The sequence below is a fragment of the Jejubacter calystegiae genome, assembly GCF_005671395.1.
GTDB classification, from domain to species: Bacteria; Pseudomonadota; Gammaproteobacteria; order Enterobacterales; family Enterobacteriaceae; genus Jejubacter; species Jejubacter calystegiae.
Genome location: NZ_CP040428.1, coordinates 1739599 through 1764714 on the forward strand (window position 1 = coordinate 1739599; position 25116 = coordinate 1764714).

A 25116-nucleotide genomic window follows, 5' to 3' on the forward strand; every position below is an offset into this window, starting at 1 on the left:
GCGGGATTATGACAGCGCTGCGCTCAGGCTCTGGGGTAGCGGGATAGTGGGGCGCCCCAGCAACTGGCTGAGTTGATGGCTGTCGTCATAGAGCCCTCCCTGGGCGGCGGCGCTGTCGGAATTCGCCAGCATGGCGGCCAGTCCTTCCGGCAGCCCGGCTCCGAGCAGCGCTGCCTGATAGTCAGCCTCGCTCAGATTGCGGTAGACCAGCGGCTTTCCGCTGATACGCGCAGCTTCCTCTGCCAGCTGGCTCAGCGTCCAGCCTTCGTCCGCGGCCAGTTCCCAGACGTTACCGGCCGGGTTGTCCTGAGTCATGACGCTGGCGGCCGCAGCGGCATAGTCGGCACGCGGCGCGGCGGCGATTTTGCCGTTACCTGCACAGCCAATAAAGACGCCATGTTCAAGGGCTGGACCCAGGCTTGCCAGATAGTTTTCTACGTACCAGCCGTTGCGCAGCAGTGCATAAGGAATGCCGCTTTCGGCCAGCATGGCTTCCGTTTCCACGTGTTCCGCCGCCAGCCCCAGTGGTGAACGATCGGCGTGCAGCAGGCTGGTATAGGCGATAAATTTTACGCCTGCGCTAAGTGCTGCGTTGATTACATGGCGATGCTGAGCGCTACGCTGGCCCACCTCGCTGGACGAGATAAACAGGAGTCGTTCTGCGCCATTGAGTGCATTGCTGAGCGCGGTTTCATCGCTATAGTCAGCCTGTCTGACGCTGATGCCCGCTTCCGCAAGGCAGCTGACCTTCGCCGGATTGCGCACGATGGCGATAAGCTGGCTGGCGGGAATGCTTTTTAACAGCTCGCGAATGGCAAGACGGCCCAGTTGGCCGGATGCACCAGTGACAGCAATCATTTTTCTGCTCCTTATGGTGGGTTTGCTGTGGCACAATATCACCCTAACTAACTTTTAGTAAGTACGTACCAGAAGGTAACTATGAAACAGAACGAGTCGGCCAATTCCCTGAGTGAAAAACTGCGGACCGGGAATCTGTTTGCCGAAAAATGTCCGTCACGCGAAGTCCTGAAGCACCTTACCAGTCGCTGGGGCGTACTGATTATGGTGGCGCTGCGCGATGGCACTCATCGCTTCAGCGAGTTGCGCCGTAAGATGGGGGGGGTAAGTGAGAAGATGCTGGCCCAAAGCCTGCAATGGCTGGAAGCCGATGGTTTTGTACTCAGACGCGCCCGCCCGGTGGTGCCGCCTCATGTGGAGTATAGCCTGACACCGCTGGGCTGGGAGGTGAGCGAGAAGGTTGCCGCGCTGGCCGACTGGATAGAGGACAATCTGCCACGGGTGCAGGAAGTCAGCCGGGCCGAAGAGCGCGGCACCGGCGAGGCGAAACAGCCCGTTACGGCTGTTGCAGATTCAACTGCCAGATAGCGAAACCGATATCATCGCTGCCTACCCGGGTCATTGGATACCGGGCGTTGGCTCGAATGAAGGCGCTGGCTTTTTCTGTCGGCGAGGTTTCGAAGCGAATATCCAGCGGCGTTTTGCTGTTGATGGGGGCCAGCCGCCAGTTGTTGTCCGCCGCCGGGCGGATTTCGCCGTCGCTGCGCGTGCGTCCGGCAATCCAGGTGGCCAGCACCGCGCGGTTCTCATCCGGCGAAGCAAAGGCGATGTGCTCCTCGCCGGTACCTGCGAATTTACCGCCCCAGGCGCGATAGTTATTGGTCGCCACCAGGAAAGTGGCCGTAGGATCGACAGGCTTACCGTTAAAGGTCAGCGCTTTAATACGATGGGCCTGCGGATTAATCAACTGGCATTCACCGTCGTAGCGTGCGGGCTGGGTAACATCGATTTGATAATTTACCCCATCGATAATATCGAAGTTATAGGTGCGGAAGCCTTCCCAGTTCAAAAGCCGCTGAGGTTTACTGCTGTTAATGTCTATCTGGTTAAACTGGGCGGCGGAACACTCCAGCCACTCCCGAACCTCGAGGCCGCTGGCTTTCACCACCACCAGGGTATTGGGGTAGAGATAGAGATCGGCGGCATTGCGGAAGGTGAGTGCGCCTTTTTCCACCTCCACGAAGCTGGCCGGATCGTTTTTACGTCCGCCGACCTTAAACGGAGCGGCGGCGGAAAGCACCGGCAGGTTTTCCAGATTGGGATCGCCCTGAATATAGCGTTTGACGTAGTCGCGTTGGGCGTTGTTCACCACCTGCACCGTGGGATCGTCCTGCACCAGCGCCAGATAACTGTACATATTGTCCGCCGAGCGGCCAATGGGCTGGCTGACAAAGTCTCGGGTGGCGTTATGGGCGTCGTTCAGAATGTTTTGTAGCTTTTTATCTACCGGGGCCAGCGATTTTTTGGCGACGTTATCGTAAATGGGGCGTGCTTCAGCACGGCCCTGCACCACCTTCCAGCTGCCGTCGTCGTTACTGAGCGCCAGATCTACAATACCGAGGTGATCGCCCCACATCCCTGGCATCACGGCGGGAATGCCGTTAAGGGTGCCTTTTTCGATATCGGCGCCGGGAATGCTGGCGAAATCCTTACCCGGGAAAACGGCGTGAGCATGGCCGAAGAGAATGGCATCAATACCCGGCACCTGGCTCAGGTAGCCCGCTGAGTTTTCGGCCATGGCCTGCCAGGGATCGCTGGAAAGACCGGAGTGGGCCACCGCTACCACAATATCCGCGCCCTCTTTACGCATCTGCGGCACGTAGCGGCGGGCGGTTTCAGTGATGTCATCCACGGTCACCCGGCCTTTCAGATTCGCCCGATCCCAGACCATAATCTGCGGCGGCACAAAGCCGATGTAGCCGATGTTCAGCGTATGGGACTGCCCGTCGCGATCTTTTACCCGGGTTTTCTTTATCAGGTATGGGGTAAACAGCGGCTCGCCAGTTTTTACACTGCGGATATTCGCGTTAACGTAGGGAAAGCGAGCCCCCGCCAGCGCCTGGTGCAGATAGTCCAGCCCGTAATTAAATTCGTGATTTCCCAGGTTGCCGACGGCGTAATCCAGGGTATTCATCGCCTTATAGACCGGGTGCACTTCACCTTTACTCAGTCCCTTATGCGCCATGTAGTCGCCGAGCGGACTGCCCTGAATCAGATCGCCATTATCCACCAGTACGCTGTTGGTTGCCTCTGCCCGGGCGATTCCGATCAGGCTGGCGGTACGTACCAGGCCAAATTTGTCACTCGGCGTATCCTTGTAGTAATCGAAGGCCAGCATATTGCTGTGCAGATCCGTGGTTTCCATAATCCGCAGATCGAGCGTCACAGCGTGAGCGCCGACCGCGACCAGCATGGCAATAAGCGTTGCGCTAAACTTAATCATCATTAACGTCCTTTTTTCCGAACTGTTTCGCAAAACGTCGCGCAGGAAAGAGTAAATTGCGGTTAAAAGCGTGAATCCTGCCAGAAAACGAAGCGGGGAAACCGGAATTCCTTCACAGATAGCGCAGTCTGGCATAATGAGATATAAAAACTCATATGTTAAAACAACAGGTTAATCGCCAGAAGGTGGTTAACAGGCAACACAACACGAGGTGAACGATGTTAGAGAATATTTGCCAGCTCGCGCGGGAGGCCGGCGATGCCATTATGCGGGTCTACAACGGGGAGCAGCCGCTGGAAGCCAGCAGTAAATCAGACGATTCACCGGTGACGGCGGCGGATATCGCCGCGCACGAAATCATTATGGCAGGGCTGCAAAAGCTGACGCCGGAGATCCCGGTGCTGTCAGAAGAGGCGCCCCAGAGCTGGGACGAACGTCAGAGCTGGCAGCGCTACTGGCTGGTGGATCCGCTGGATGGCACCAAAGAGTTTTTGAAGCGCAACGGCGAGTTTACCGTGAATATTGCCCTTATCGAGAACGGCAAAGCGGTAATGGGGGTGGTCTATGCTCCGGTGCTGAAAGAGATGTACAGCGCGGCGGAAGGGAAGGCCTGGAAGGAAGAGGGCGGGGTGAATAACCCCATCCATATTCGCGACGGCAAGCCGCCGCTGGTGGTGATTAGCCGCTCCCATGGCAACGATCCTGAACTGAATGAGTACCTCCAGCAACTGGGCGAACATCAGACCACTTCGATTGGCTCGTCGCTGAAGTTTTGCCTGGTGGCGGAAGGTAAGGCGCAACTCTACCCGCGCTTCGGGCCGACCAATATCTGGGATACCGCTGCGGGCCATGCGGTGGCGGTGGCCGCCGGAGCACATGTTAACGACTGGCAGGGGCGGCCCCTGGACTACACACCGCGTGAATCCTTCCTGAATCCGGGTTTCCGGGTCTCTATTTTTTAACCAGCTGATGCAGCAGGGCGACCACCTGCTGCACTTCCTGAGCGCTCAGGGCGCCATCTTTGACATAGCGCACCCGCCCGTCGCTATCCAGCACCACAATAGCTGAACCGCCGGACTCCAGTTTCCAGGTCTGCTGTACCCGTCCCTGGTCATCTACCACGAACTGCGACCAGGGGTACTGCTTTTTATTACCCTCAATGCTGCTGCGCACAAACATACCGGTGCCGGGAATGGCGTCGTCGGTGTTGACGATGGTGGTGGTCTGGTAGCGCTCCTTCGGCAGTCTGGCCTGTTTGATGGCTTCAATCAGTGAGGCATTCATCTCTTTTGCCGAAGCGCGTCCGGCAATATGTTGCACCACTCGCACTTTTCCAATTAGCTGGCTACTGTTCCAGTTTTTGTAGCTAAACTTATCCTGGTTGAGCACCAGTTCCCCACGGTCCGTTATACCCACCGGAGCCACACGTTGGCCGTTTTCCAGATTATGGGCGCCAGCGATAACCGGCAGCAGCAGACAGAACAGGGGTAGAACGGTACGTAGCGACATAGCGGTTCCTCTTTTTTCAGCGCGTCACTAAAGCATATGCCCGCTTTCAACCCCTTTCACGCAAGGTTAATGCCAGTTTGGGGGGCGGCGCACACATTCTGAAATATTTGGATCGTTATTCTGAGTTCTGTGGGGAACTGAAAAGAAAGCTCTGAAAAAGTGTAATAAAACGGTAAATAACATCAGGCAGACTGGGTGCCCTGTGATTTATGGTCTATAGTCTTCGGGCACTAAAATTTACGTCTCACTATGTCGGTTAGCCAGGTCTGGCACCGCGAGGCGTAGACCCAAAAGCAGGAGAGAATTGAGAATGAAAATTTTCCAACGTTACAACCCGCTTCAGGTGGCGAAGTACGTGAAGATCCTGTTCCGTGGACGGTTGTATATCAAGGATGTTGGCGCTTTCGAGTTTGATAAAGGTAAGATCCTGATCCCGAAAGTGAAAGATAAGCTTCACTTATCTGTCATGTCCGAAGTCAACCGTCAGGTTATGCGTCTACAGACAGAGATGGCATAACCGTTCGGAGCATGAATGGAGTGAAGTAAAACGGCCCCGCTGGGGCCGTTGATGTTTCTGGCGTCAGGAGACACTCTGTTCGTCAGGCAGTCTGGGCAGTAGCGGCGTGGCTCGCTTGTCCAGGCGCGTCACCAGCAACTGGTCGATGCGGAAGTTGTCGATATCCACCACCTCGAACTTGTAACCGGCATACTTCACCGAATCGGTACGCTTGGGGATCTTACGCAGCGTATACATCATAAAGCCGCCGATGGTTTCGTAGTTGTCAGAGTGTGGAAACTCATCGATATCCAGCGCGCGCATCACGTCGTCGATGGGCGTTCCGCCTTCCACCAGCCAGGAGTTTTCGTCGCGGGCCACAATCTGCTCTTCCAGGCCCTGACCTACCAGATCTCCCATCAGGGTCGTCATTACGTCATTCAGGGTAATGATCCCCATCACCAGCGCATACTCGTTCATGATGATGGCGAAGTCCTCACCGGCACTTTTGAAACTTTCCAGCGCTTCGGAAAGCGTCAGGGTATCCGGCACGATCAGCGTATTACGAATCTGTACGCCGCTGGTCAGCGCCAGGCTCTGGTTGCCCAGCACGCGGTTCAGCAGATCTTTCGAATCGACATAGCCGATGATGTGGTCGATATCCTCGTTACACACCAGGAATTTGGAGTGCGGATGTTCGGCGATTTTGGTCTTCAGGCTCTGTTCGTCTTCGTGCAGATCGAACCAGATGATGTTCTCGCGGGAAGTCATGGACGAAGGCACGGTGCGTGATTCCAGCTCGAAGACGTTTTCGATCAGCTCATGTTCTGATTTTCGCAGCACACCGGCCAGCGCCCCGGCTTCCACCACGGCGTAAATGTCATCCGGCGTGATGTCGTCTTTGCGCGCCATAGGCAGCTTAAACAGGCGAAAGATGGAGTTAGCCAGGCCGTTGAAGAACCACACCAGCGGGCTAAAGACCACCAGGCAGAAGCGCATCGGGTTGATGATCCGTAACGCGATAGTTTCCGGCGCGATCATACCGATGCGTTTCGGGGTCAGGTCGGCGAACAGAATAAACATGCCGGTGACCAGCGAGAACGAGAGGATAAAGCTGATTTGCTCAGAGAGTTCAGGGGAGACGAAGTTGTCGAGCACCTCGCGAAAGACCGGGGAGAACGCGGCATCGCCGATGATACCGCCCAGAATGGCGACGGCGTTCAGGCCAATTTGCACCACGGTAAAGAAGGTGCCGGGGTTCTCCTGCATCGCCAGCACTTTCTGGGCGTTAACATTGCCTTCGTCTGCCAGCAGTTTCAGCTTAATCTTACGGGAAGCGGCCAGCGAGATCTCGGACATCGAGAAGAACGCACTGACAGCGATCAGGAAAAGTATCAGTAAAATACTGTTTAACATATCTTATCCGGCCGTCTGGCCAGATCCTCGGAAGGGAAGTTGATAATCCGTGTGAGTTTTACCCTAAATCATTCAGGTTGCAGGAAGGCGGCAAGCTTGTGAATCCCCGGGAGCATAGCCGTACTATGTGACTGGGGTGAGCAAGCGCAGCCAACGCATCGGCAGCCTGAAGTATGACGGGTAAACACGTAAAAACCGGCCGAAGGAGACTATAGCCGGTTAATGCTCCCCCGCGATGTCACATCAACAAAGCCATCGATATCGCGGGGTAACGCCCTGCATTATAGCAGGGGCTCCCCTCTGGCCGCCAGTGGCTCAACTGGCAGGAGGCAGACAGACGCCGATACCGCCAATGCCACAGTATCCATATGGATTTTTGTGCAGGTACTGCTGATGCTCCTCTTCGGCATAGTAGAATGGCGTGGCGTGGGCGATTTCGGTGGTGACGGTACGCTGGTCGCCGGATTGAATCATCGCCTGCTGGTAGCGTTCCAGGCTGGCCTGGGCCGCGCTTTCCTGCTCCGGCGTTAAAGGGTAGATCGCGGAACGATACTGGGTTCCGTTATCGTTGCCCTGACGCATGCCCTGAGCCGGATCGTGATTTTCCCAGAAAATTTGCAGCAGTTGGTCATAGCTGATGATTTTGGGATCGTAAACCACCCGCACCGCTTCGGCATGGCCGGTCTGGCCGCTGCACACTTCGCGGTAGGTGGGGTTAGGCGTATAGCCGCCGGTGTAGCCCGCCGCCGTGCTGTAAACGCCTTCCTGTTGCCAGAACAGGCGCTCCACGCCCCAGAAGCAGCCCATCGCGAACAGCGCGACCTCCATGCCTTCCGGTACGTTAGTCATCGAGTGGCCGGTGACGGTATTCAGCGTTGGAACCGGCATAGGTGTACTACGGCCTGGTAGCGCTTCCGACGGTGCCACAAGGTGGGTTTTATCAAAGAGAGTCACGGTGTTGCCCCCGAAGAGAGTAAGAAAATGAACAGACTGGCGTTGTAAGGTTGTAACCCGGCGCCCATTTGCGGACAATAAACGCTTCAATCGGGTTATCCTTAAACTATAAGAATTATTTGGGGCATCGATAATTTTTCAACCCCCTGGCTTTGGGGTTTTGCGACGCCGTGGAGTGGCGAGACGCTTTTTCATGGAGTGGAGACAAGGGATATCAGGAGAATACGTGCCACGAATTCGAATTATTTGTCTGGCCAGCCTGTGGCTGATCAGCGGCCTGGCGAACGCCGCCAGCGTGAGGCTAAAGGTTGAGGGACTTAGCGGAGAGCTGGAAAAAAACGTCCGGGCGCAGCTATCTACCATCCAGAGCGATGAGGTCACGCCTGACAGACGTTTCCAGGCGCGCGTGGATGACGCCATCCGTGAGGGGCTGAAGGCGCTGGGCTACTATGAGCCGACAATCGATTTCAATCTGCAGCCACCCCCTGCGAATGGGGGCCGTCAGGTGCTGCAGGTTCATGTCAACGCCGGTGAGCCGATTCGCATTGGTGGGACCAATGTGATTCTGCGCGGCGGCGCCCGCACGGATGAAGCCTACCTGGCTCATCTGAAAAAGCGCCCGAAAGAGGGCACGGTGCTGAATCACGGCGACTACGACAGTTTTAAAAAAGGTTTTACCAGCATTGCGTTGCGCCGTGGCTACTTCGACAGCGAATTTAAAAAGAGCCAGTTGGGGGTTTCTCTCGACCGGCATCAGGCTTTCTGGGATTTCGACTACGACAGTGGTCAACGTTATCGCTTTGGCAAAGTCAATTTCCAGGGCTCACAGATTCGTACCGAATATCTCGATAAGCTGGTGCCCTTCAAAGAAGGGGACTACTACAGCTCCAGCGATTTGGCGGAACTGAACCGGCGACTGGCCGCCACCGGCTGGTTTAACTCGGTGGTGGTGGCGCCGGATTTCGAAAAATCGCGTAAAACCAAAATCCTGCCCCTGAATGGCGTGATGACGCCGCGCAGCAGCAACACCATCGAAACCGGGATCGGCTACTCCACGGACGTGGGGCCGCGGGTGAAAGCCACCTGGAAAAAACCGTGGGTCAACTCCAGAGGCCACAGCTTTACCACCAGCGCCAGCGTCTCCTCGCCGGAGCAGATCCTCGATTTTAGCTATAAGATCCCGCTGCTGAAAAGCCCGCTGGAGCAGTACTACACGGTGCAGGGCGGCTTTAAGCGTACCGATCTGAACGATACCGAAGCGGACTCCACCACGCTTGCGGTGTCGCGCAACTGGGATAACGAGAGCGGCTGGAACAAGGCGCTGAACCTGCGCTGGAGTCTCGACCACTTTACCCAGGGGCAAATCACCAACACCACCATGCTGCTTTACCCTGGCGCCAGCATCAGCCGTACCCGTTCGCGCGGTGGTCTGATGCCCACCTGGGGCGATTCCCAGCGCTATTCCGTTGACTACTCCAACACCATGTGGGGCTCTGACGTCGACTTTATCGTGATGCAGGCCCAGAACGTCTGGATCCGCACGCTGTACGATCGTCACCGCTTTGTCTTCCGCGGCAACCTGGGATGGATCGAAACCAATGACTTCAATATGGTGCCGCCGGACCTGCGTTTCTTTGCCGGGGGCGATCGCAGTATTCGCGGCTATGACTACAAATCGATCTCGCCTAAAGACAGCGAAGGCAAGCTGACCGGTGCTTCCAAACTGGCCACCGGCTCGGTGGAATACCAGTACAACGTGACCGGCAAATGGTGGGGCGCCGTCTTCGTCGATGGCGGCGAGGCGGTGAATGATATCAAACGTAGTAACTTCAAGACCGGCGCCGGTGTCGGGGTGCGCTGGCAGTCGCCGGTTGGCCCCATCAAGCTGGACTTCGCGGTGCCGGTTGGGGATGACGAGGAGCATGGTTTGCAGTTCTACATCGGTCTGGGGCCTGAATTATGAGTCGATGGAAGAAGATAAGCCTCGCGGTGCTGGTGGTTCTGCTGGTGATTTTCGGCAGCGTGGCCTTTCTGGTCGGGACCACTACGGGTCTGCATCTGATCTTTAAGGCTGCCAATCGCTGGGTGCCGGGGCTGGAGATAGCTCAGGTCACCGGCGGCTGGCGCGATCTGTCAGTAAAGGGGCTGAGCTATCAACAGCCTGGCGTGGCGGTACGCGCCGGTGAGTTTCATTTTGCGCTGAAGCCCGCCTGCCTGTGGAACTCCAGCCTGTGCGTTAACGATATCTCCCTGCGCGATGTCAATGTGGTGGTGGATACCAAAAAGATGCCGCCTTCTGCCTCGCCGCCGGAGCCGGAAGAGAGCGGGCCGCTCAATCTCAGCACCCCTTACCCCATAACCCTCAGCCGCCTGGCGTTGAATAACGTCAATATTAAAATTGACGACACCACAGTATCGGTGATGGATTTCTCGTCGGGCATGGCGTGGGAGCAGCGTAACCTGACGCTGACCCCTACCTCGCTGAAAGGGCTGCTGATAGCACTCCCGAAAGCCGCCGATGTGGCGCAGGAACAGGTGGTGGAACCGGTAGAAAAACCGGATCCCAATGCGCCGCCGTTGGGCGAGACGCTACGCCAGATGTTCGCCAAACCGCTGCTGCCGGAAATGACCGATGTGCATCTGCCGGTCAACCTGAATATCCAGTCGTTCAAGGGCGAACAACTGCGCATGACTGGCGATACCGATCTGATGGTGCATAACCTGCTGCTGAAGGTAAGCAGCAGTGACGGGCATATGAAGATCGACACTCTGGATATCGATTCCGATCAGGGCAAGGTGACCGCCAGCGGCGGCGCCGAGCTGCGCGGCAACTGGCCGGTGGATATCACCCTGGATAGTGCGCTGAACGTGGAGCCGCTTAAGGGTGAGAAGATCAAGCTGAAAGTGGGCGGCGCGCTACGCGACACCCTGAATTTGGGGCTTAATTTGAGCGGGCCGGTGGCGGTCGCGCTGAAGGCCGATGCCAGGCTGGCGGAGGCGGGGCTGCCGCTCAACGTCGAAATTAACAGTCCGCAGCTCTACTGGCCTCTGAGCGGGGCGAAGCAGTACCAGGCGGACGACCTCCATCTGAAGCTTAGCGGCAAGGCGACCGACTATCTGCTGTCGTTCCGTACCGCAGTGAAGGGCGATCAGGTGCCGCCCGCCACCATCACCCTGAATGCGAAAGGCAACGAGCGCCAGATCAATCTGGATAAGCTGCGAGTGGCGGCGCTACAGGGCAATATCGATCTTAAAGCGGTGCTGGACTGGGAGCAGGCCATCAGCTGGCGCAGCGAGCTGAATCTGGACGGCATCAACACGGCGAAGCAGTATCCGGACTGGCCGGCCAGGCTGAATGGCCTGGTGAAAACCCGCGGCAGTCTGTACGGCGGAACCTGGCAGATGGAAGTGCCGACGCTGAAGCTGAGCGGCAACGTGAAGCAGAACCCGGTTAACGTTGAAGGTCAGCTCAAAGGCAACAGCTATATGCAGTGGGATATTCCGGGCCTGCATGTGGCGCTGGGCCATAACCGCGCCGACGTGAAGGGGCAGGTGAGCGATAAAGCCATGGCGCTGGACGCCAGCATCGATGCTCCTAATCTGGATAACGCGCTGCCCGGCCTGGGCGGTACGGCCAAAGGGATGATTCAGCTACGCGGTAATCTGCAGGCGCCGAAGGTGCTGGCGGATCTCACCGCTAACGGCCTGCGCTGGCAGGAGCTTTCCATCAATCGCGTACGGCTGTTGGGGGATGTCACCTCCAGCGACCAGATTGCCGGGAACCTCTCGCTTCAGGTAGATAGCGTGAAACAGCCGGGCCTGGATATCAGCCAGGTAACCATGGATGCAAAGGGGAATGAGAAACAGCACCAGCTACAGCTCAGAATCCAGGGAGAACCGGTCTCCGGCCAGCTGCGCCTGAGCGGTAGCTTTGACCGTAAAGCCGAACGCTGGCAGGGGCAACTTAGCGATACACGCTTTGATACGCCGGTCGGCCCCTGGTCGCTGTCGCGCGCTATTGCGCTCGATTACCGCAACCAGCAGCAGAAGGTCAGCGTCGGGCCTCACTGCTGGAATAACCCGAATGCTGAGCTTTGCGTACCTCAGACTATTGAGGCCGGAGCCAGCGGCCACGCGGTGGTGAATCTTAACCGCTTTGACCTGGCGATGCTCAAGCCATTTATGCCGGAGACCACCCAGGCCAGCGGGGTATTCAGCGGTAACGCTGACGTGACCTGGAATAGCGAAGGCGGTCTGCCTCAGGGCAAAGTGACCTTACAGGGGCGTGGCGTCAAGGTCGTGCAGGAGGTGAATAACAACCCGCTGCCGGTGGCGTTCGATACCCTGAATCTGGATGCCGAGCTGCGCAATAATCGCGCCCAGATGGGCTGGACTCTCCGCATCGCCAACAATGGCCTGTTCGACGGTCAGGTGCAGGTCAGCGACCCCATGGGTCAGCGAAACCTGGCCGGTAACATTAATATTCGCGACTTTTCGCTGGCAATGGCGAATGCTATTTTCTCGCGCGGCGAAAAAGCGGCAGGCAATCTGAACGCTAATCTGCGGCTGGGGGGCAATGCCCAGAGTCCGCAAATGTTTGGCGATCTGCGCTTGCGTAATCTGGATATCGACGGCAACTTTATGCCTTTCGATATGGAGCCCAGCGAGCTGTCACTGGCCTTTAACGGCATGAGTTCCACCCTGCAGGGCGTGGTGCGTACCGGTCGTGGCCAGATCAATCTGAGCGGCGACGCCGACTGGAGCCAGCTTGATAACTGGCGTGCCAGGGTGGCGGCGAAGGGCAACCGGGTGCGGGTCACCGTGCCGCCGATGGTGCGGCTGGACGTGTCGCCGGATGTGGTGTTTGAAGCCAACCCCAGCCTGTTCACGCTAAATGGTAACGTGGATGTGCCCTGGGCGCGGATCACGGTACAGGAGCTGCCGGAAAGCGCGGTAGGGGTCTCCAGCGACGAAGTGATGCTGGATAAAGATCTCAAACCCAAAGAGGCGGTCAGCGCCGGGATCCCGATCAACAGCAACCTGAATATCCACGTAGGTGATAACGTGCGGCTGGATGCTTTCGGGCTGAAAGCGAAACTTAACGGCGATCTGAAAGTGGCTCAGGATAAACAGGGGTTGGGTCTGAATGGCCAGATCAATATTCCGGAAGGCCGTTTCCACGCCTATGGCCAGGATCTGCTGGTGCGTAAAGGGGAGCTGCTGTTCTCCGGACCGCCGGATCAGCCGCTGCTGAATATCGAGGCAATCCGAAATCCGGATGCCACCGAAGACGATGTGACCGCCGGGGTGCGGGTTACCGGCTCTGCGGATGAACCCAAGGTGGAGGTCTTCTCCGACCCGGTTCTCTCCCAGCAGGAGGCGCTCTCTTACCTGCTGCGTGGCCAGGGTCTGGATTCTTCCGGTACCGACAGTCAGGCCATGACTTCAATGCTAATTGGCCTGGGGGTTGCACAGAGTGGTCAGGTTGTGGGTAAAATCGGCGAAACCTTTGGCGTGAGTAATCTGGCGCTGGATACCGAAGGGGTGGGTGACTCGTCCCAGGTGGTGGTCAGTGGCTATGTGTTACCGGGCCTGCAGGTGAAATATGGTATGGGCATTTTTGATTCGCTGGCGACGCTGACGCTACGTTACCGTCTGATGCCTAAACTGTATCTGGAAGCGGTGTCTGGACTGGATCAGGCACTGGATCTGCTCTATCAGTTTGAGTTTTAGCAATGCGAATATTTGTCTACGGCAGTTTACGGCACAAACAGGGCAACAGCCACTGGATGACCAACGCACAGCTACTGGGCAGCTTTAGTCTTGAGGGTTACCAACTGTACAGCCTGGGGCACTATCCTGGGGCGGTACCGGGTGATGGTTCAGTCTATGGCGAAGTCTACCGGGTGGATGCCTCTACGCTGGCCGAGCTTGACGATTTACGTACCCAGGGGGGCGAATATCAGCGAAAGCTGATTCAGACGCCTTACGGTAGCGCGTGGATGTATGTCTACCAGCGCCCGGTAGGGGGTCTGACGCTCATTGAAAGTGGAGACTGGATCGATCGCGATAAGTATAAATGAGCAGTCAGTCTCTGCGGATAATCCAGAGCGACCGTGCTTAGGCACGGTCGCTTTTTTCTTGTCTGCGCCGCGGCTCGTCAGGCGTTCAATGATATACTGCACCTCCTTTGGTGCCCGGTAACTCTCTGGTTATGAAAGCGTCTGATAATAAATCTCCGACCATTACAGATATCGCCCGCCTTGCAGGCGTGAGCAGCATTACCGTTTCGCGCACCTTTACCGCCCCGGAAAAGGTGAAGCCGCAGACTCGCGAGCGGATTTTGCAGATAGCGGGTCAGATGAACTACGTGCCCAACGTGTTCGCCCAAAACATCAAGAACGCCCAGAGTCCGGTTATTGGCATCGTCACCGATGACACCTTTAACCAAAGCTATAGCTGGGTGATTCAGGAGCTGTGCCGCCACGCCGAAGAGCGCGACTATTCGGTAATGATTTTTACCACGCGCGGCAGCCGGGAATCCGAAGCCAGGGCCGTGAATACTCTGGTCAGCTACAAGGCGGCCGGGGTGGTGCTTTCCGCCATCAGCGATGCGCCGGATTACGACAGTAGCCACCTGGATATTCTGAAAAACTCCGCGACCCAGCTTATTCAGTTGGATCGCCAGTTTGATACCTCGCTACCGGCGGTGTGTGTGAACGACCAGCGTGCGGGCGAGCTGATAGCTTCGGTTATTCGTGAAAAGGGTTATCGCAATATCCTGATTGTTGGCGGCGGCGAACAGTCGCGCATTACCCGGGAACGAGTAACCAGCATTTGCGATAATATCCCGGGCGACATTCGCGTAACCCGACTCTACGCCGACTATCGTTACGATGCGGCGAAGGAGATCATCGCCAACCACTTCTCTTGCGGGTCTATCGACTACGACGCTATCGTCGGCATTAACGGCGCTATTTCGCTGGCGGCCAGCAACGTGGCCGTGCGCTGGTCTCTGTCTCCAAAGGTTGATTTCCTGTCGATTGATGAAATCCCCAATGCCGAAGACTTCGGACTGTTTTATACCTGCGTGGTGCACGACTACGAGCAGTGGGCCACCGTGGTTGCTGAAAACCTGATCTCGGCAATTGAAGGGCGGCCCTGGCAGCGGCGCACGGTGATTAACGGCTTTCTTAAAAATCACCGCTGAGTGACTCTCCTGATCTGCGCGACTCGCTCAAGTTGACGGCCAATAAACAGCGTTAGCACGGCGCCGCCCAGGTAGAGCGCGCTGTAGATATAGACCACTCCCTGAACGCCCAGCCCCGGCAGTGCCAGAGTGGCAATGGCTGGCCCCACAAAGTTGCTCAGTCCGGCGGCCAGATTATAGACCGAAATTGCCGCCCCTTTGTGATGCGGCTCCAGCGCGGGGAATAGCGCGGTCATGGGGACAAAAGCCGACATAAAAAAGCCCAACGCCAGCGCGCAACCCACAGCAGCCAGCATATTCGGCCCCATGGCCAGTGGAACGTGGTAGAACGCCAGGCAGGCTACGGCGCAACCCACACAGCCGAACCAGCGGATAATACGCAACAACCCCAGCCGTTCCGCCAGCACGCCCCAGAAGATGTTGAAGACGATAGTGCTGGCAAAGAAAACGGCCCAGGTCTGCAACCACTGCGACAGCGTAAAACCCACCCGTACAAACTGGAACGGCATCACCACCGAAAACCCGAACACCGCCAGTTGATTAATGATGCGTACCACAAATGACAGGGCGATATTCCGGTTACGGCTCAGCAGGGTCAGCGCCATAGGCAACTCCCTTAACCGTTCTTTATGACTGCGCCCGGCAAGAGATTCAGGGGTGGTGACGTTGCGCAACGTCACCAGCGCCACGCCGCCTCCCAGAGCCACGAACAGCAGCGATACCCACAGCATCTTAAATTCGCCAATCCACGGAATCATCAGCCCCGGCAGTGCGCTGCCAATCACGCCAATGCCCAGCGAATAGGCGGCCCAGAACCAGCCGCTGGCCGCTGCGACCTGCTCCTTTTTCACCTGATGGATAATCATCATCAGAAAGCCGTAGCAGAACAGCGGATAGGCGATGCCGCGTATGGCGTAACAGAAGATCATCAGCGGATAGTTGGCCTGGTGTAGCCCGAGCCAGAGGAACAGCACGTGAAAGATAAGCCACAGCCCAAGGCCTATCTTCATGGTTTTCTGCGGGGTAAGGATTTCGGCCACCACGCCGGTTCCCCAGGCGGCCAGTGCCGCCACCAGGCCGTAAACGGCGATAACCAGAGAGGCACTGGCGGGTGAAAAGCCAAGAGAAACAATATACTTAGAAAGGAACGCCAGCTCAAAACCGTCCCCGGCCATAAACAAAAACAGTGCGATATAGCCGCCTGTCAGGCGCAGGGGCATGCCCAGCCATTGTGCATCGTTGCCTGTCGGTAATCTGCTCATAAATCACCCGGTTGTTATTGGTATGTGAATAAACAGTCCGGGGATTACTCTAGTGTACAAAATGTTTACGTAAACATTTTTGACTGTTTTTTATGATGTCGATCCAGGATTTTGTGATGTTTTTTTGAACTGGCTGGTGGCTTCTTGTGTTTATTTTATTGATATAAAAAGTATTTATTTTGATTTGTTATTTCGATCACATAAGGGTGAGTAATGCATGGAAATGTTTACGAAAACATTTTAGCGTAGATGACATGATAACCTCACTGTGTGGAGCAGCATTTATGACGACTTTACCCACAACCATTAAGCGGCTGGTGAATCATGGCCCTGAAGACTATCGACTGGAAACGGCTGCTCTCCCGCAGCCGGGTGAGCGCGAGCTGCTGGTGAAGATTGGCGCCTGCGGCATCTGCGCATCGGACTTCCACTGCTATCACGGCGCGCCGATGTTTTGGGGTAACGAGACCTTTCCCCGCTATGTGAAAACGCCGGTGGTGGCGGGCCATGAGTTTTACGGGGAAGTGGTGGCGGCGGGACCGGGCGCTGAAGAGCATTTTGGTGTCGCGCCAGGAGACAGGGCCATTGCTGAACAGATTGTTCCCTGCGACAAGTGTCGCTTCTGCCGCTCCGGGCAGTACTGGATGTGCGAAAAGCACGATATCTATGGCTTTCAGGCTCAGGATGCCGATGGCGGCATGGCGGATTACATGCTGTTTAAGCCCACCAGTCGGGTTCATAAGATTCCCCAAAGCCTGAGTCTGGAAGAGTGCGCGCTGATCGAGCCCTTTGCCTGTTCGGTGCATGCCGTTAACCGCGCCAGCATTGAATTTAATGATGTAGTGGTGCTGGCGGGGGCGGGAACCCTGGGGCTGGGAATGGTGCAGGCCATTCGGCTGAAAACCCCGAAAAAGCTGATCGTCATTGATACCATGCCCCATCGCCTGGCGCTGGCAAAACAGTTGGGTGCCGACGAAGTGCTCAACGCGCTGGATGAAGATGTGGTCGCCCGGGTGAAGGCGATGACCGAAGGTTACGGCTGCGATGTCTATATTGAGGCGACCGGTAATCCTGCCGCCGTGAACCAGGGGCTACAGATGGTTCGTAAGCTGGGGCGCTTTGTGGAGTTCAGCGTATTCAGCCGGGAAACGTCGGTAGACTGGTCCATCATTGGCGATCGCAAGGAGCTGGATATTCGCGGCGCCCACCTTGGCCCGGGCTGCTACGAGACGGTTATCGATCTGTTTCACCGCGGGTTGATGACCGCCGAAGGGATTGTCACCCATAAATTCAGTCTGGATAACTGGCAGGAAGCGTTTAAGACCTTTGGGACACCGGAGGCGGTGAAGGTGCTGCTGGTGCCGGAGGCGGAGTAGTGGGGTAGAACAAAGCCCCACCAGACGGTGGGGCCAGAGAGTCAGGCGCGTGTAACCGCTACTGCGCCTTTTTATCGCCCTGATCGACAAAGTATTTCATCTCGTTCATGGCTTCGTAGACGTAGCTGTAATCCGGCTGGCCGCTCACCTGGCGGTTATGGCTGTCCAGATAGTGGCTCATCCCCACGCCGTTGACGGTATAGATATTTTCCGGCGTGCGTATGGCATAAGCGCTGTAGCTGGACATCAGCAGCCACTTACGATCCGGCATCTGGCTGAACAGATCGTAGCCGGTGGCATAGTCGCGGGTATCGTTGTCGACATGCAGATAGTGCTTCATCAGCGACGGCACCACATCTTCGTGGCTGGTGAGCTTACCGGCGTTTTCCCGCAGCCAGCGGTCATTTTTCGCGCCGACGATAATAAAGGGCACTTTGGTCTGGGCATCGGTAAAGTTGCCGTTATGACCCCAGAACCCCATTTTATTGTCGTTCATCTCCTGGGCGTGATCGCCGGTCAGGATAATCAGCGTATCGTCCAGATCGCCAGAGGCGGCAAGCTGGTCGTAGACTTGTTGTAATAGCCTGTCGATGTAATACACGCTCTGCTTGTAGCGGTTGAACAGCGGCGTTGGGTCGGTATCGTTCTTCAGCGTCATATAGTTCAGGTCGCTAACCGGGCCGAACTTCAGCGGCTCATCCTTCGGGAAATCATAGGCGTGCGCCGAATCATAAAACAGGAATGAAAAGGTCGGACGGCTGGCGTCGCGTTTCTGGTACCATTCGCGCCAGTCTTCGGTCAGGCGGGCGTCGCGCTCTGGCGTGCTCTTGCCTTCGCTATTGATTCGCAGGTTTTTAATAGTGGCGAAAGCCGTGCGGTCGAATTCCGGGAAGGTCACTTTGGCGGAGGTGAATATCCCGATGTTGTAATCCTCTTTCTGCATGGTCGTGACAAATAGCGACGGAATGCTGTTATTCAGAAAGGGTTGCCACCAGGTGCCGGGGATGCCGTAAAACAGACCAAAGATACCGGTTCGGGTGGCGTTACCGGTGGAGTAATGATTATTAAAAGCGACGCCGTTATGCTGCTTAACAAAGTTCCAGGTATTCGGAGAGACTGCTTCATTAAAGGTATCGAAACGCCAGGAGTCGACCACAATAAACATAATGTTAGCCGGTTTTTTATTTTGCGGGTTAATCACCAGCTCCCGTAAAGGATAACGAATATGCTGCCGATCGTTATGATTAGCCAGCAGATTGCGGCGCTGCCCGTTTTTATCAAAGAAACCCATGATTTTCTTTGACGTCAAAGGGTAATAAAGCGGCAGATACTCTTTCACTACCATCACGGGGGACCAGGCGTAGTAGAATGCGATCATATAGCCGATATTACTGACCAGCAGTGCGCCCACCAGGAATAGCGATGTGGTTAACAGCGTGCGGGATTTTGCGGCACCCTGCCGTATCCGTTGCGTCGGTTTGCGGTCAATTTTCCACGCAGCCAGGTATTCGGCCGCGAATACCCCGATAATAATCGCGCCCATTAGCAGGTATGTGGCAAACGAGAAATCCACCACCTGGCCAAACAGCACCATCATCAGCACCGATTCATTGATATGGAAACGGTACTGTTCGAAGACGATGGTATCGACATAAAGCGCGATTTGCGCAAAGCCGAACAGGATGGCCAGCAACGAGTATCTGACATATTTATTCACCCACAGTAGCGGTGTACAGATTAAAAACAGAATCAGATACAGCGAGAAGAAGTGGGCCGGTACAGCCAAAAAGGAGAAGGCGCTGCCGTAAAGGGTAACAGACGCGCCAGGTACCATAAAATATCTGACGGCAATAAGGGCTGAAAGCAAAACATTAAGTAATGTAAAAAGAAAAAGCTTTCTCATGAAGATACCTGGTTTTTATAGATGTATTAGCCGGTGGTTACATTTCCTTTACTGCATGAATAACATGCACGACGGGAAGAACGGCAGATCATTATAATGAGCGCATCTGACTGAAACCAGAGTTATTATTTATACGAATGCATCGAAGAATGGCCTGGTACTCAGTTTTATTCGGGTAGTAAAGTTATTTTTAAATCCCGTTTACGATTTGTTTATTATTTATAAAGGGAAATGCGATCCGGATAAAAAAACGCCGCCCGGATGGGCGGCGTTTCTCATAACGAATATCATCGCACGCGAATTATTTCTTCGCGGCGCGCTCGAAAGAAGAGACGATCTCGGCTTTCGCGGCTTCGACGTTGTCCCAACCGTCTACTTTCACCCACTTGCCTTTTTCCAGATCTTTGTAGTGCTCGAAGAAGTGGGTGATCTGCGCTTTCAGCAGTTCCGGAAGGTCGTTCACATCTTTGATGTGATCGTACTCTTTGCTCAGTTTGGTGTGCGGTACGGCAACCAGTTTGGCATCTTCACCGGATTCGTCGGTCATTTTCAGAACGCCAACCGGACGGCAGCGGATCACGGAGCCCGGCTGCAGCGGATACGGCGTCGGGACCAGCACGTCTACCGGGTCGCCATCCAGAGAAAGCGTGTGGTTGATGTAGCCGTAGTTGCACGGATAGAACATTGCGGTGGACATGAAACGGTCCACAAACAGGGCGCCGCTCTCTTTATCCACTTCGTATTTAATGGGGTCGGCGTTGGCCGGAATTTCGATGATGACGTAGATGTCTTCCGGCAGATCTTTGCCCGCGGGAACGTTGTTTAAGCTCATGTCTGTTTCCTTTGAAATGTGTAGCAAACACGTGGCGGGTATTATAGCTAACTGGTGCTGAAAGTCTTTGCCTGTTTTGGTTTCCGGCCTCCTGATGACCCGTTTTCAGACCGTTTCCATAACCCAAAAGTCCATAAACTCAGTCAGTTTTTTTCCTGACAAAGTGAAAGCGCTTACAGATTTTTATTTAACTATTTATTCACATTGCTGAAATGTGAAGTGGCGCAATAAGCCACTTCCCCTATTGGCTATAGTTTGTCCGCACGGAATTTTAACTAATAATTAACAACTGACGGGGGTGCTCATATGTGGAAGCGTTTACTTCTTGTGACGGCCGTTTCAGCAGCCATGTCGTCTATGGCGTTAGCCTCTTCTTTAACCGTAGGATTCTCGCAGGTCGGGTCGGAATCCGGCTGGCGAGCGGCAGAAACCAACGTGGCGAAAACTGAAGCGCAGAAGCGCGGTATTACCCTGAAAATCGCCGATGGTCAGCAAAAGCAGGAAAACCAGATCAAGGCCGTACGTTCGTTCATTGCGCAGGGGGTGGATGCTATCTTTATCGCGCCTGTCGTCGCAACTGGCTGGGAACCGGTATTAAAAGAGGCGAAAGACGCGGAAATACCGGTCATTCTGCTCGACCGTTCCATCGATGTGAAAGACCCCTCGCTCTATATGACCACGGTGACGGCGGACAACGTTCTGGAAGGCCGAATGATTGGCGACTGGCTGGTAAAACAGGTCAACGGCAAGCCGTGTAACGTTGTTGAATTACAGGGCACCGTCGGGGCCAGCGTAGCTATCGACCGTAAGAAGGGCTTCGCAGAGGCTATCGGCCAGGCTCCCGGTATCAAAATCGTTCGCTCCCAGTCCGGCGACTTTACCCGCACCAAAGGTAAAGAGGTGATGGAAAGCTTTATCAAAGCGGAAAACAACGGCAAAGACATCTGCATGGTATATGCCCATAACGATGATATGGCGATCGGCGCCATCCAGGCCATCAAAGAGGCGGGTCTGAAGCCGGGCAAAGATATTCTGATTGGCTCGGTCGACGGCGTACCGGATATCTATAAAGCGATGATCGACGGCGAAGCAAACGCCAGCGTGGAGTTGACGCCAGACATGGCAGGCCCGGCGTTCGATGCGCTGGAGAAGTTCAAAAAAGATGGCACCCTGCCAGAAAAGATGACCATGACAAAGTCTACCCTCTACCTGCCGGATACCGCGAAAGAGGAGTTAGAGAAGAAGAAAAATATGGGTTACTAAAGCCTTTCCCCTCTCCCCGTCGGGGAGAGGGCCAGGGTGAGGGGAAAATATGACTCAACCACACCAGGCACTCCTTCGTACCGAAGGCCTTAGCAAATCCTTTCCCGGCGTAAAGGCACTGGATAACGTCGATTTTTCCCTGAATCGCGGCGAGATTATGGCGCTGCTGGGAGAAAACGGCGCCGGGAAGTCGACGCTAATCAAAGCGCTAACCGGCGTGTATCAACCCGATCGCGGTACCATCTGGCTGGATGATGTCGCGATTTCACCGAAAAACACCGCCCACGCGCAGAAATTAGGGATCGGCACGGTGTATCAGGAAGTGAATCTGCTACCGAATATGTCGGTGGCGGATAATCTGTTTATTGGCCGCGAGCCCCGCCGCTTTGGTCTGCTCAGGCGCAAAGAAATGGAGACGCGCGCCACCGAGCTTATGGCCTCTTATGGCTTTTCACTCGATGTCCGCGAGCCGCTGCACCGGTTTTCTGTCGCGATGCAGCAGATAGTCGCCATTTGTCGTGCGGTCTCCCTTTCCGCCAGCGTGCTGATCCTGGATGAACCTACGGCGAGTCTGGATGCGCAAGAAGTGGAACGGCTGTTTACGCTGATGCGCCAGCTGCGCGATCGCGGCATTAGCCTGATCTTCGTGACGCACTTCCTGGACCAGGTTTACGCAGTCAGCGATCGCATTACCGTGTTGCGCAACGGTGGCTTTGTGGGCTGTCGCGAAACCCGCTCTCTCCCGAAAATCGAGCTGGTAAAAATGATGCTGGGGCGCGATCTGATGGACAACGCCTTACGGCGTGCGGGCCGCACCCAACTGAGCGATAAACCCGTTGCGGTGTTTAAAAATTATGGCCGGAAAGGGACGGTCGCTCCCTTCGATCTGGCGGTTCGTCCCGGTGAGATTGTCGGCCTGGCGGGACTTTTGGGCTCCGGGCGAACCGAAACGGCAGAAGTGATCTTCGGCATTAAGCCTGCGGACAGCGGCAGCGTGCAGATCAAAGGCAAGCCGCAGGTACTGCGGTCGCCCTGGCAGGCCTCCTGCCAGGGGATCGGCTTTTGCCCGGAAGACAGAAAAACCGACGGCATTATCGCCGCTGCGTCGGTGCGCGAGAATATTATGCTGGCGCTCCAGGCCCAGCGTGGCTGGCTGAGGCCTATCTCCCGCAAAGAACAGAATGCGATTGCGCAGCGTTTTATACGCCAGCTTGGCATTCGCACGCCAAACGCCGAACAGCCGGTGGAGTTTCTGTCGGGGGGCAATCAGCAGAAGGTGTTGCTGTCGCGCTGGCTGCTGACCAAACCTCGCTTCCTGATACTCGACGAGCCAACCCGCGGCATTGATGTTGGCGCTCATGCGGAAATTATCCGGCTGGTGGAGTCGCTCTGTGCCGACGGCCTGGCGCTGCTGGTGATCTCTTCCGAGCTGGAAGAGCTGGTCGGTTATGCCGATCGCGTCATCATTATGCGTGACAGGCAACAGGTGGCAGAAATTCCGCTGCATGAGCTGTCGGTTCCCGCCATCATGACGGCCATTGCGGCATAAGGAGTAACGCGTGATGGGTTCGACGATACCTCAAACCGGGCAGCGGAAGCGGCGCTTCAACTGGCCCACAGGCACGCCGCAAATTCTGGCGCTATTGCTGATTCTGGCGGTGGATAGCCTTGTGGCGCCGCACTTTTTCCAGATTGTCTTACAGGATGGCCGCCTGTTTGGCAGCCCGATAGATATCCTTAACCGTGCGGCGCCGGTGGCGCTGCTGGCTATTGGAATGACGCTGGTGATCGCCACGGGCGGTATCGATCTTTCCGTTGGCGCGGTGATGGCCATTGCTGGCGCCACGGCGGCCTCAATGACGGTGGCCGGATATCCCCTTTCCGTGGTGTTACTGGCGGCGCTGGGCTCTGGCGTACTGGCGGGCTTGTGGAACGGCATTCTGGTGGCGGTCCTTAAAATCCAACCGTTCGTTGCGACGCTTATCTTAATGGTCGCCGGGCGCGGGGTGGCGCAGTTGATCACCTCCGGCCAGATCGTCACCTTCAACGATCCCAGCCTGGCGTGGCTGGGTAGCGGCTCGCTGCTGCTATTCCCTGTGCCGGTCATTATCACGCTGGTCACGCTACTGCTGTTCTGGCTGCTTACGCGTAAAACGGCGCTGGGGATGTTTATTGAAGCGGTGGGGATTAATATCCGGGCGGCCAAAAATGCCGGGGTGAAAACCCGAACTATGGTGATTCTGGCCTATGTTCTGAGCGGTCTCTGTGCGGCGATCGCGGGTGTTATCGTAGCGGCGGATATTCGCGGCGCGGATGCCAATAATGCCGGATTATGGCTGGAAATGGACGCGATTCTGGCGGTGGTTATCGGCGGTGGTTCGCTGATGGGCGGGCGCTTTAATATGGCGCTATCGGTGGTTGGGGCGCTGATTATTCAGAGTATGAATACCGGTATCCTGCTGTCCGGTTTTCCACCGGAACTTAACCTGGTCGTGAAAGCCGTGGTAGTACTTTGCGTGCTGATTGTTCAGTCGCCGCGCTTTATCAATCTGATTAAGAAGGGGCGCGCTAATGATAAAACGTAATTTGCCGTTAACGATAACCCTGGGCGTGTTTGTTCTGGGCTATCTCTACTGCCTGACGCAATTTCCAGGCTTTGCCACGACGCGGGTTATCTGCAATATACTGACGGATAACGCTTTTCTTGGAATTATCGCTGTCGGAATGACCTTTGTGATTCTGTCCGGCGGTATCGATCTCTCTGTGGGATCGGTGATCGCTTTTACCGGCGTCTTTCTGGCTAAGGTGATTGGTACCTGGGGGTTATCGCCATGGTTGGCTTTTTCACTGGTGCTGATCATGGGCTGCGCCTTCGGGGCCTTTATGGGGCTGTTGATCGATGCGCTGAAGATCCCGGCATTTATCATCACCCTGGCCGGCATGTTCTTCCTGCGCGGCGTCAGCTATCTGGTTTCTGAAGCCTCGACCCCCATTAATCATCCCGTCTACGATATGCTCTCCAGTCTGGCATGGAAGATTCCCGGCGGCGGGAGACTCAGCGCCATGGGGCTGCTGATGCTGGCCGTGGTGGTTATCGGTATTTTTCTTGCCCACCGTACCCGCTTTGGTAACCAGGTCTACGCGATCGGCGGAAATGCAACCTCGGCAAATCTGATGGGGATCTCAACGCGTGCCACCACCATCCGCATCTATATGCTTTCTACCGGACTGGCGACGCTGGCGGGGATTGTCTTTTCCATTTATACCCAGGCCGGTTATGCGCTGGCGGGCGTCGGGGTAGAGCTGGATGCCATCGCGTCGGTGGTGATTGGCGGTACGCTACTGAGCGGTGGGGTTGGCACCGTGCTGGGCACGTTATTCGGGGTGGCGATTCTGGGGCTGATTCAAACCTATATTAACTTCGACGGCACGCTCAGCTCCTGGTGGACGAAAATCGCCATCGGCATTCTACTGTTTGTGTTTATCGCTCTTCAGCGCGGGTTGACCGTACTGTGGGAAAACCGTCAGAGTTCGCCGGTGACGCGAACCACGGCGGAGTGATTTGAAGATAGCCCCTCTCACGAGAGAGGGGCT

At 55.9% G+C, this 25116-nt stretch carries 20 protein-coding genes; 12 read left to right on the plus strand and 8 right to left on the minus strand.

Annotated elements, in window-relative coordinates:
* Nucleotides 1-6: 6 nt before the first annotated feature.
* On the minus strand, nucleotides 7-858 hold the full coding sequence (locus tag FEM41_RS08010) for an SDR family oxidoreductase (RefSeq protein ID WP_138095484.1): 852 nt from the start codon (nucleotides 856-858) through the stop codon (nucleotides 7-9).
* An 81-nt stretch (nucleotides 859-939) separates the two neighbouring features.
* Here FEM41_RS08010 and FEM41_RS08015 point away from each other — a divergent pair, with 81 nt between their 5' ends.
* The gene (locus tag FEM41_RS08015; RefSeq protein ID WP_138095485.1) at nucleotides 940-1386 is read left to right on the plus strand and encodes a winged helix-turn-helix transcriptional regulator; all 447 of its coding nucleotides are present in this window, start codon (nucleotides 940-942) and stop codon (nucleotides 1384-1386) included.
* Here the strand turns inward: FEM41_RS08015 and FEM41_RS08020 are convergent.
* The gene (locus tag FEM41_RS08020) at nucleotides 1355-3301 is read right to left on the minus strand and encodes a bifunctional 2',3'-cyclic-nucleotide 2'-phosphodiesterase/3'-nucleotidase (RefSeq protein WP_138099133.1); all 1947 of its coding nucleotides are present in this window, start codon (nucleotides 3299-3301) and stop codon (nucleotides 1355-1357) included. The genes FEM41_RS08015 and FEM41_RS08020 overlap by 32 nt on opposite strands.
* 218 nt (nucleotides 3302-3519) lie before the next feature.
* On the opposite strand from FEM41_RS08020, the gene cysQ reads away from it, so the two are divergent.
* On the plus strand, nucleotides 3520-4263 hold the full coding sequence (gene cysQ, locus FEM41_RS08025; protein ID WP_138095486.1) for a 3'(2'),5'-bisphosphate nucleotidase CysQ: 744 nt from the start codon (nucleotides 3520-3522) through the stop codon (nucleotides 4261-4263).
* Here cysQ and FEM41_RS08030 read toward each other — a convergent pair.
* Entirely contained in the window at nucleotides 4253-4810 is a 558-nt protein-coding gene (locus tag FEM41_RS08030; RefSeq protein WP_138095487.1) for a YtfJ family protein, read from the minus strand. The two genes, cysQ and FEM41_RS08030, sit on opposite strands and share 11 nt — an antisense overlap.
* Before the next feature lie 310 nt (nucleotides 4811-5120).
* Between FEM41_RS08030 and FEM41_RS08035 the strand changes: the two genes are divergently transcribed.
* The gene (locus FEM41_RS08035) at nucleotides 5121-5327 is read left to right on the plus strand and encodes a DUF1107 domain-containing protein (protein ID WP_000689228.1); all 207 of its coding nucleotides are present in this window, start codon (nucleotides 5121-5123) and stop codon (nucleotides 5325-5327) included.
* Between the two features lie 63 nt (nucleotides 5328-5390).
* Here the strand turns inward: FEM41_RS08035 and paeA are convergent, their stop codons facing one another.
* Both paeA and msrA read right to left on the minus strand, forming a co-directional pair.
* Nucleotides 5391-6722 (minus strand): polyamine export protein PaeA, encoded by a 1332-nt coding sequence (paeA, locus tag FEM41_RS08040; protein WP_138095488.1) that lies wholly within the window; start codon nucleotides 6720-6722, stop codon nucleotides 5391-5393.
* Nucleotides 6723-7037: 315 nt separating this feature from the next.
* On the minus strand, nucleotides 7038-7676 hold the full coding sequence (gene msrA, locus FEM41_RS08045) for a peptide-methionine (S)-S-oxide reductase MsrA (RefSeq protein WP_138095489.1): 639 nt from the start codon (nucleotides 7674-7676) through the stop codon (nucleotides 7038-7040).
* Nucleotides 7677-7869: 193 nt separating this feature from the next.
* Between msrA and tamA the strand changes: the two genes are divergently transcribed.
* The 4 genes from tamA to FEM41_RS08065 all read left to right on the plus strand — a co-directional run bounded on the left by tamA (nucleotide 7870) and on the right by FEM41_RS08065 (nucleotide 14886).
* A complete protein-coding gene (gene tamA / locus FEM41_RS08050) occupies nucleotides 7870-9639 on the plus strand; it encodes an autotransporter assembly complex protein TamA (RefSeq protein WP_421805172.1) in 1770 nt (589 codons plus the stop codon).
* On the plus strand, nucleotides 9636-13409 hold the full coding sequence (gene tamB, locus FEM41_RS08055) for an autotransporter assembly complex protein TamB (RefSeq protein ID WP_138095491.1): 3774 nt from the start codon (nucleotides 9636-9638) through the stop codon (nucleotides 13407-13409). The genes tamA and tamB overlap by 4 nt, the downstream gene beginning before the upstream one ends.
* A gap of 2 nt (nucleotides 13410-13411) precedes the next feature.
* On the plus strand, nucleotides 13412-13759 hold the full coding sequence (locus tag FEM41_RS08060; RefSeq protein WP_138095492.1) for a gamma-glutamylcyclotransferase family protein: 348 nt from the start codon (nucleotides 13412-13414) through the stop codon (nucleotides 13757-13759).
* Between the two features lie 131 nt (nucleotides 13760-13890).
* Nucleotides 13891-14886 (plus strand): LacI family DNA-binding transcriptional regulator, encoded by a 996-nt coding sequence (locus FEM41_RS08065; RefSeq protein ID WP_138095493.1) that lies wholly within the window; start codon nucleotides 13891-13893, stop codon nucleotides 14884-14886.
* Here FEM41_RS08065 and FEM41_RS08070 read toward each other — a convergent pair.
* Nucleotides 14877-16148 carry an MFS transporter gene (locus FEM41_RS08070; protein ID WP_138095494.1) on the minus strand — a complete coding sequence of 424 codons (1272 nt, stop codon included), beginning with the start codon at nucleotides 16146-16148 and terminating at the stop codon, nucleotides 14877-14879. The genes FEM41_RS08065 and FEM41_RS08070 overlap by 10 nt on opposite strands.
* Nucleotides 16149-16432: 284 nt before the next feature.
* Between FEM41_RS08070 and FEM41_RS08075 the strand changes: the two genes are divergently transcribed.
* A complete protein-coding gene (locus FEM41_RS08075) occupies nucleotides 16433-17524 on the plus strand; it encodes a zinc-binding dehydrogenase (RefSeq protein WP_138095495.1) in 1092 nt (363 codons plus the stop codon).
* 58 nt (nucleotides 17525-17582) lie between these two features.
* Here the strand turns inward: FEM41_RS08075 and FEM41_RS08080 are convergent, their stop codons facing one another.
* The gene (locus FEM41_RS08080; RefSeq protein ID WP_241666579.1) at nucleotides 17583-19358 is read right to left on the minus strand and encodes a sulfatase-like hydrolase/transferase; all 1776 of its coding nucleotides are present in this window, start codon (nucleotides 19356-19358) and stop codon (nucleotides 17583-17585) included.
* Nucleotides 19359-19728: 370 nt separating this feature from the next.
* Nucleotides 19729-20259 (minus strand): inorganic diphosphatase, encoded by a 531-nt coding sequence (ppa, locus tag FEM41_RS08085; RefSeq protein ID WP_138095497.1) that lies wholly within the window; start codon nucleotides 20257-20259, stop codon nucleotides 19729-19731.
* A 306-nt stretch (nucleotides 20260-20565) separates the two neighbouring features.
* Here ppa and ytfQ point away from each other — a divergent pair, with 306 nt between their 5' ends.
* Genes ytfQ through yjfF form a run of 4 tightly spaced genes read left to right on the plus strand, consistent with a single transcriptional unit; the run spans nucleotide 20566 to nucleotide 25083 of the window.
* Nucleotides 20566-21522 carry a galactofuranose ABC transporter, galactofuranose-binding protein YtfQ gene (gene ytfQ, locus FEM41_RS08090; protein ID WP_138095498.1) on the plus strand — a complete coding sequence of 319 codons (957 nt, stop codon included), beginning with the start codon at nucleotides 20566-20568 and terminating at the stop codon, nucleotides 21520-21522.
* Between the two features lie 49 nt (nucleotides 21523-21571).
* A complete protein-coding gene (locus FEM41_RS08095) occupies nucleotides 21572-23071 on the plus strand; it encodes a sugar ABC transporter ATP-binding protein (RefSeq protein WP_138095499.1) in 1500 nt (499 codons plus the stop codon).
* Between the two features lie 10 nt (nucleotides 23072-23081).
* Entirely contained in the window at nucleotides 23082-24107 is a 1026-nt protein-coding gene (ytfT, locus tag FEM41_RS08100; protein ID WP_138095500.1) for a galactofuranose ABC transporter, ATP-binding protein YtfT, read from the plus strand.
* Nucleotides 24094-25083 (plus strand): galactofuranose ABC transporter, permease protein YjfF, encoded by a 990-nt coding sequence (gene yjfF / locus FEM41_RS08105; RefSeq protein ID WP_138095501.1) that lies wholly within the window; start codon nucleotides 24094-24096, stop codon nucleotides 25081-25083. The genes ytfT and yjfF overlap by 14 nt, the downstream gene beginning before the upstream one ends.
* Nucleotides 25084-25116 lie beyond the last annotated feature (33 nt).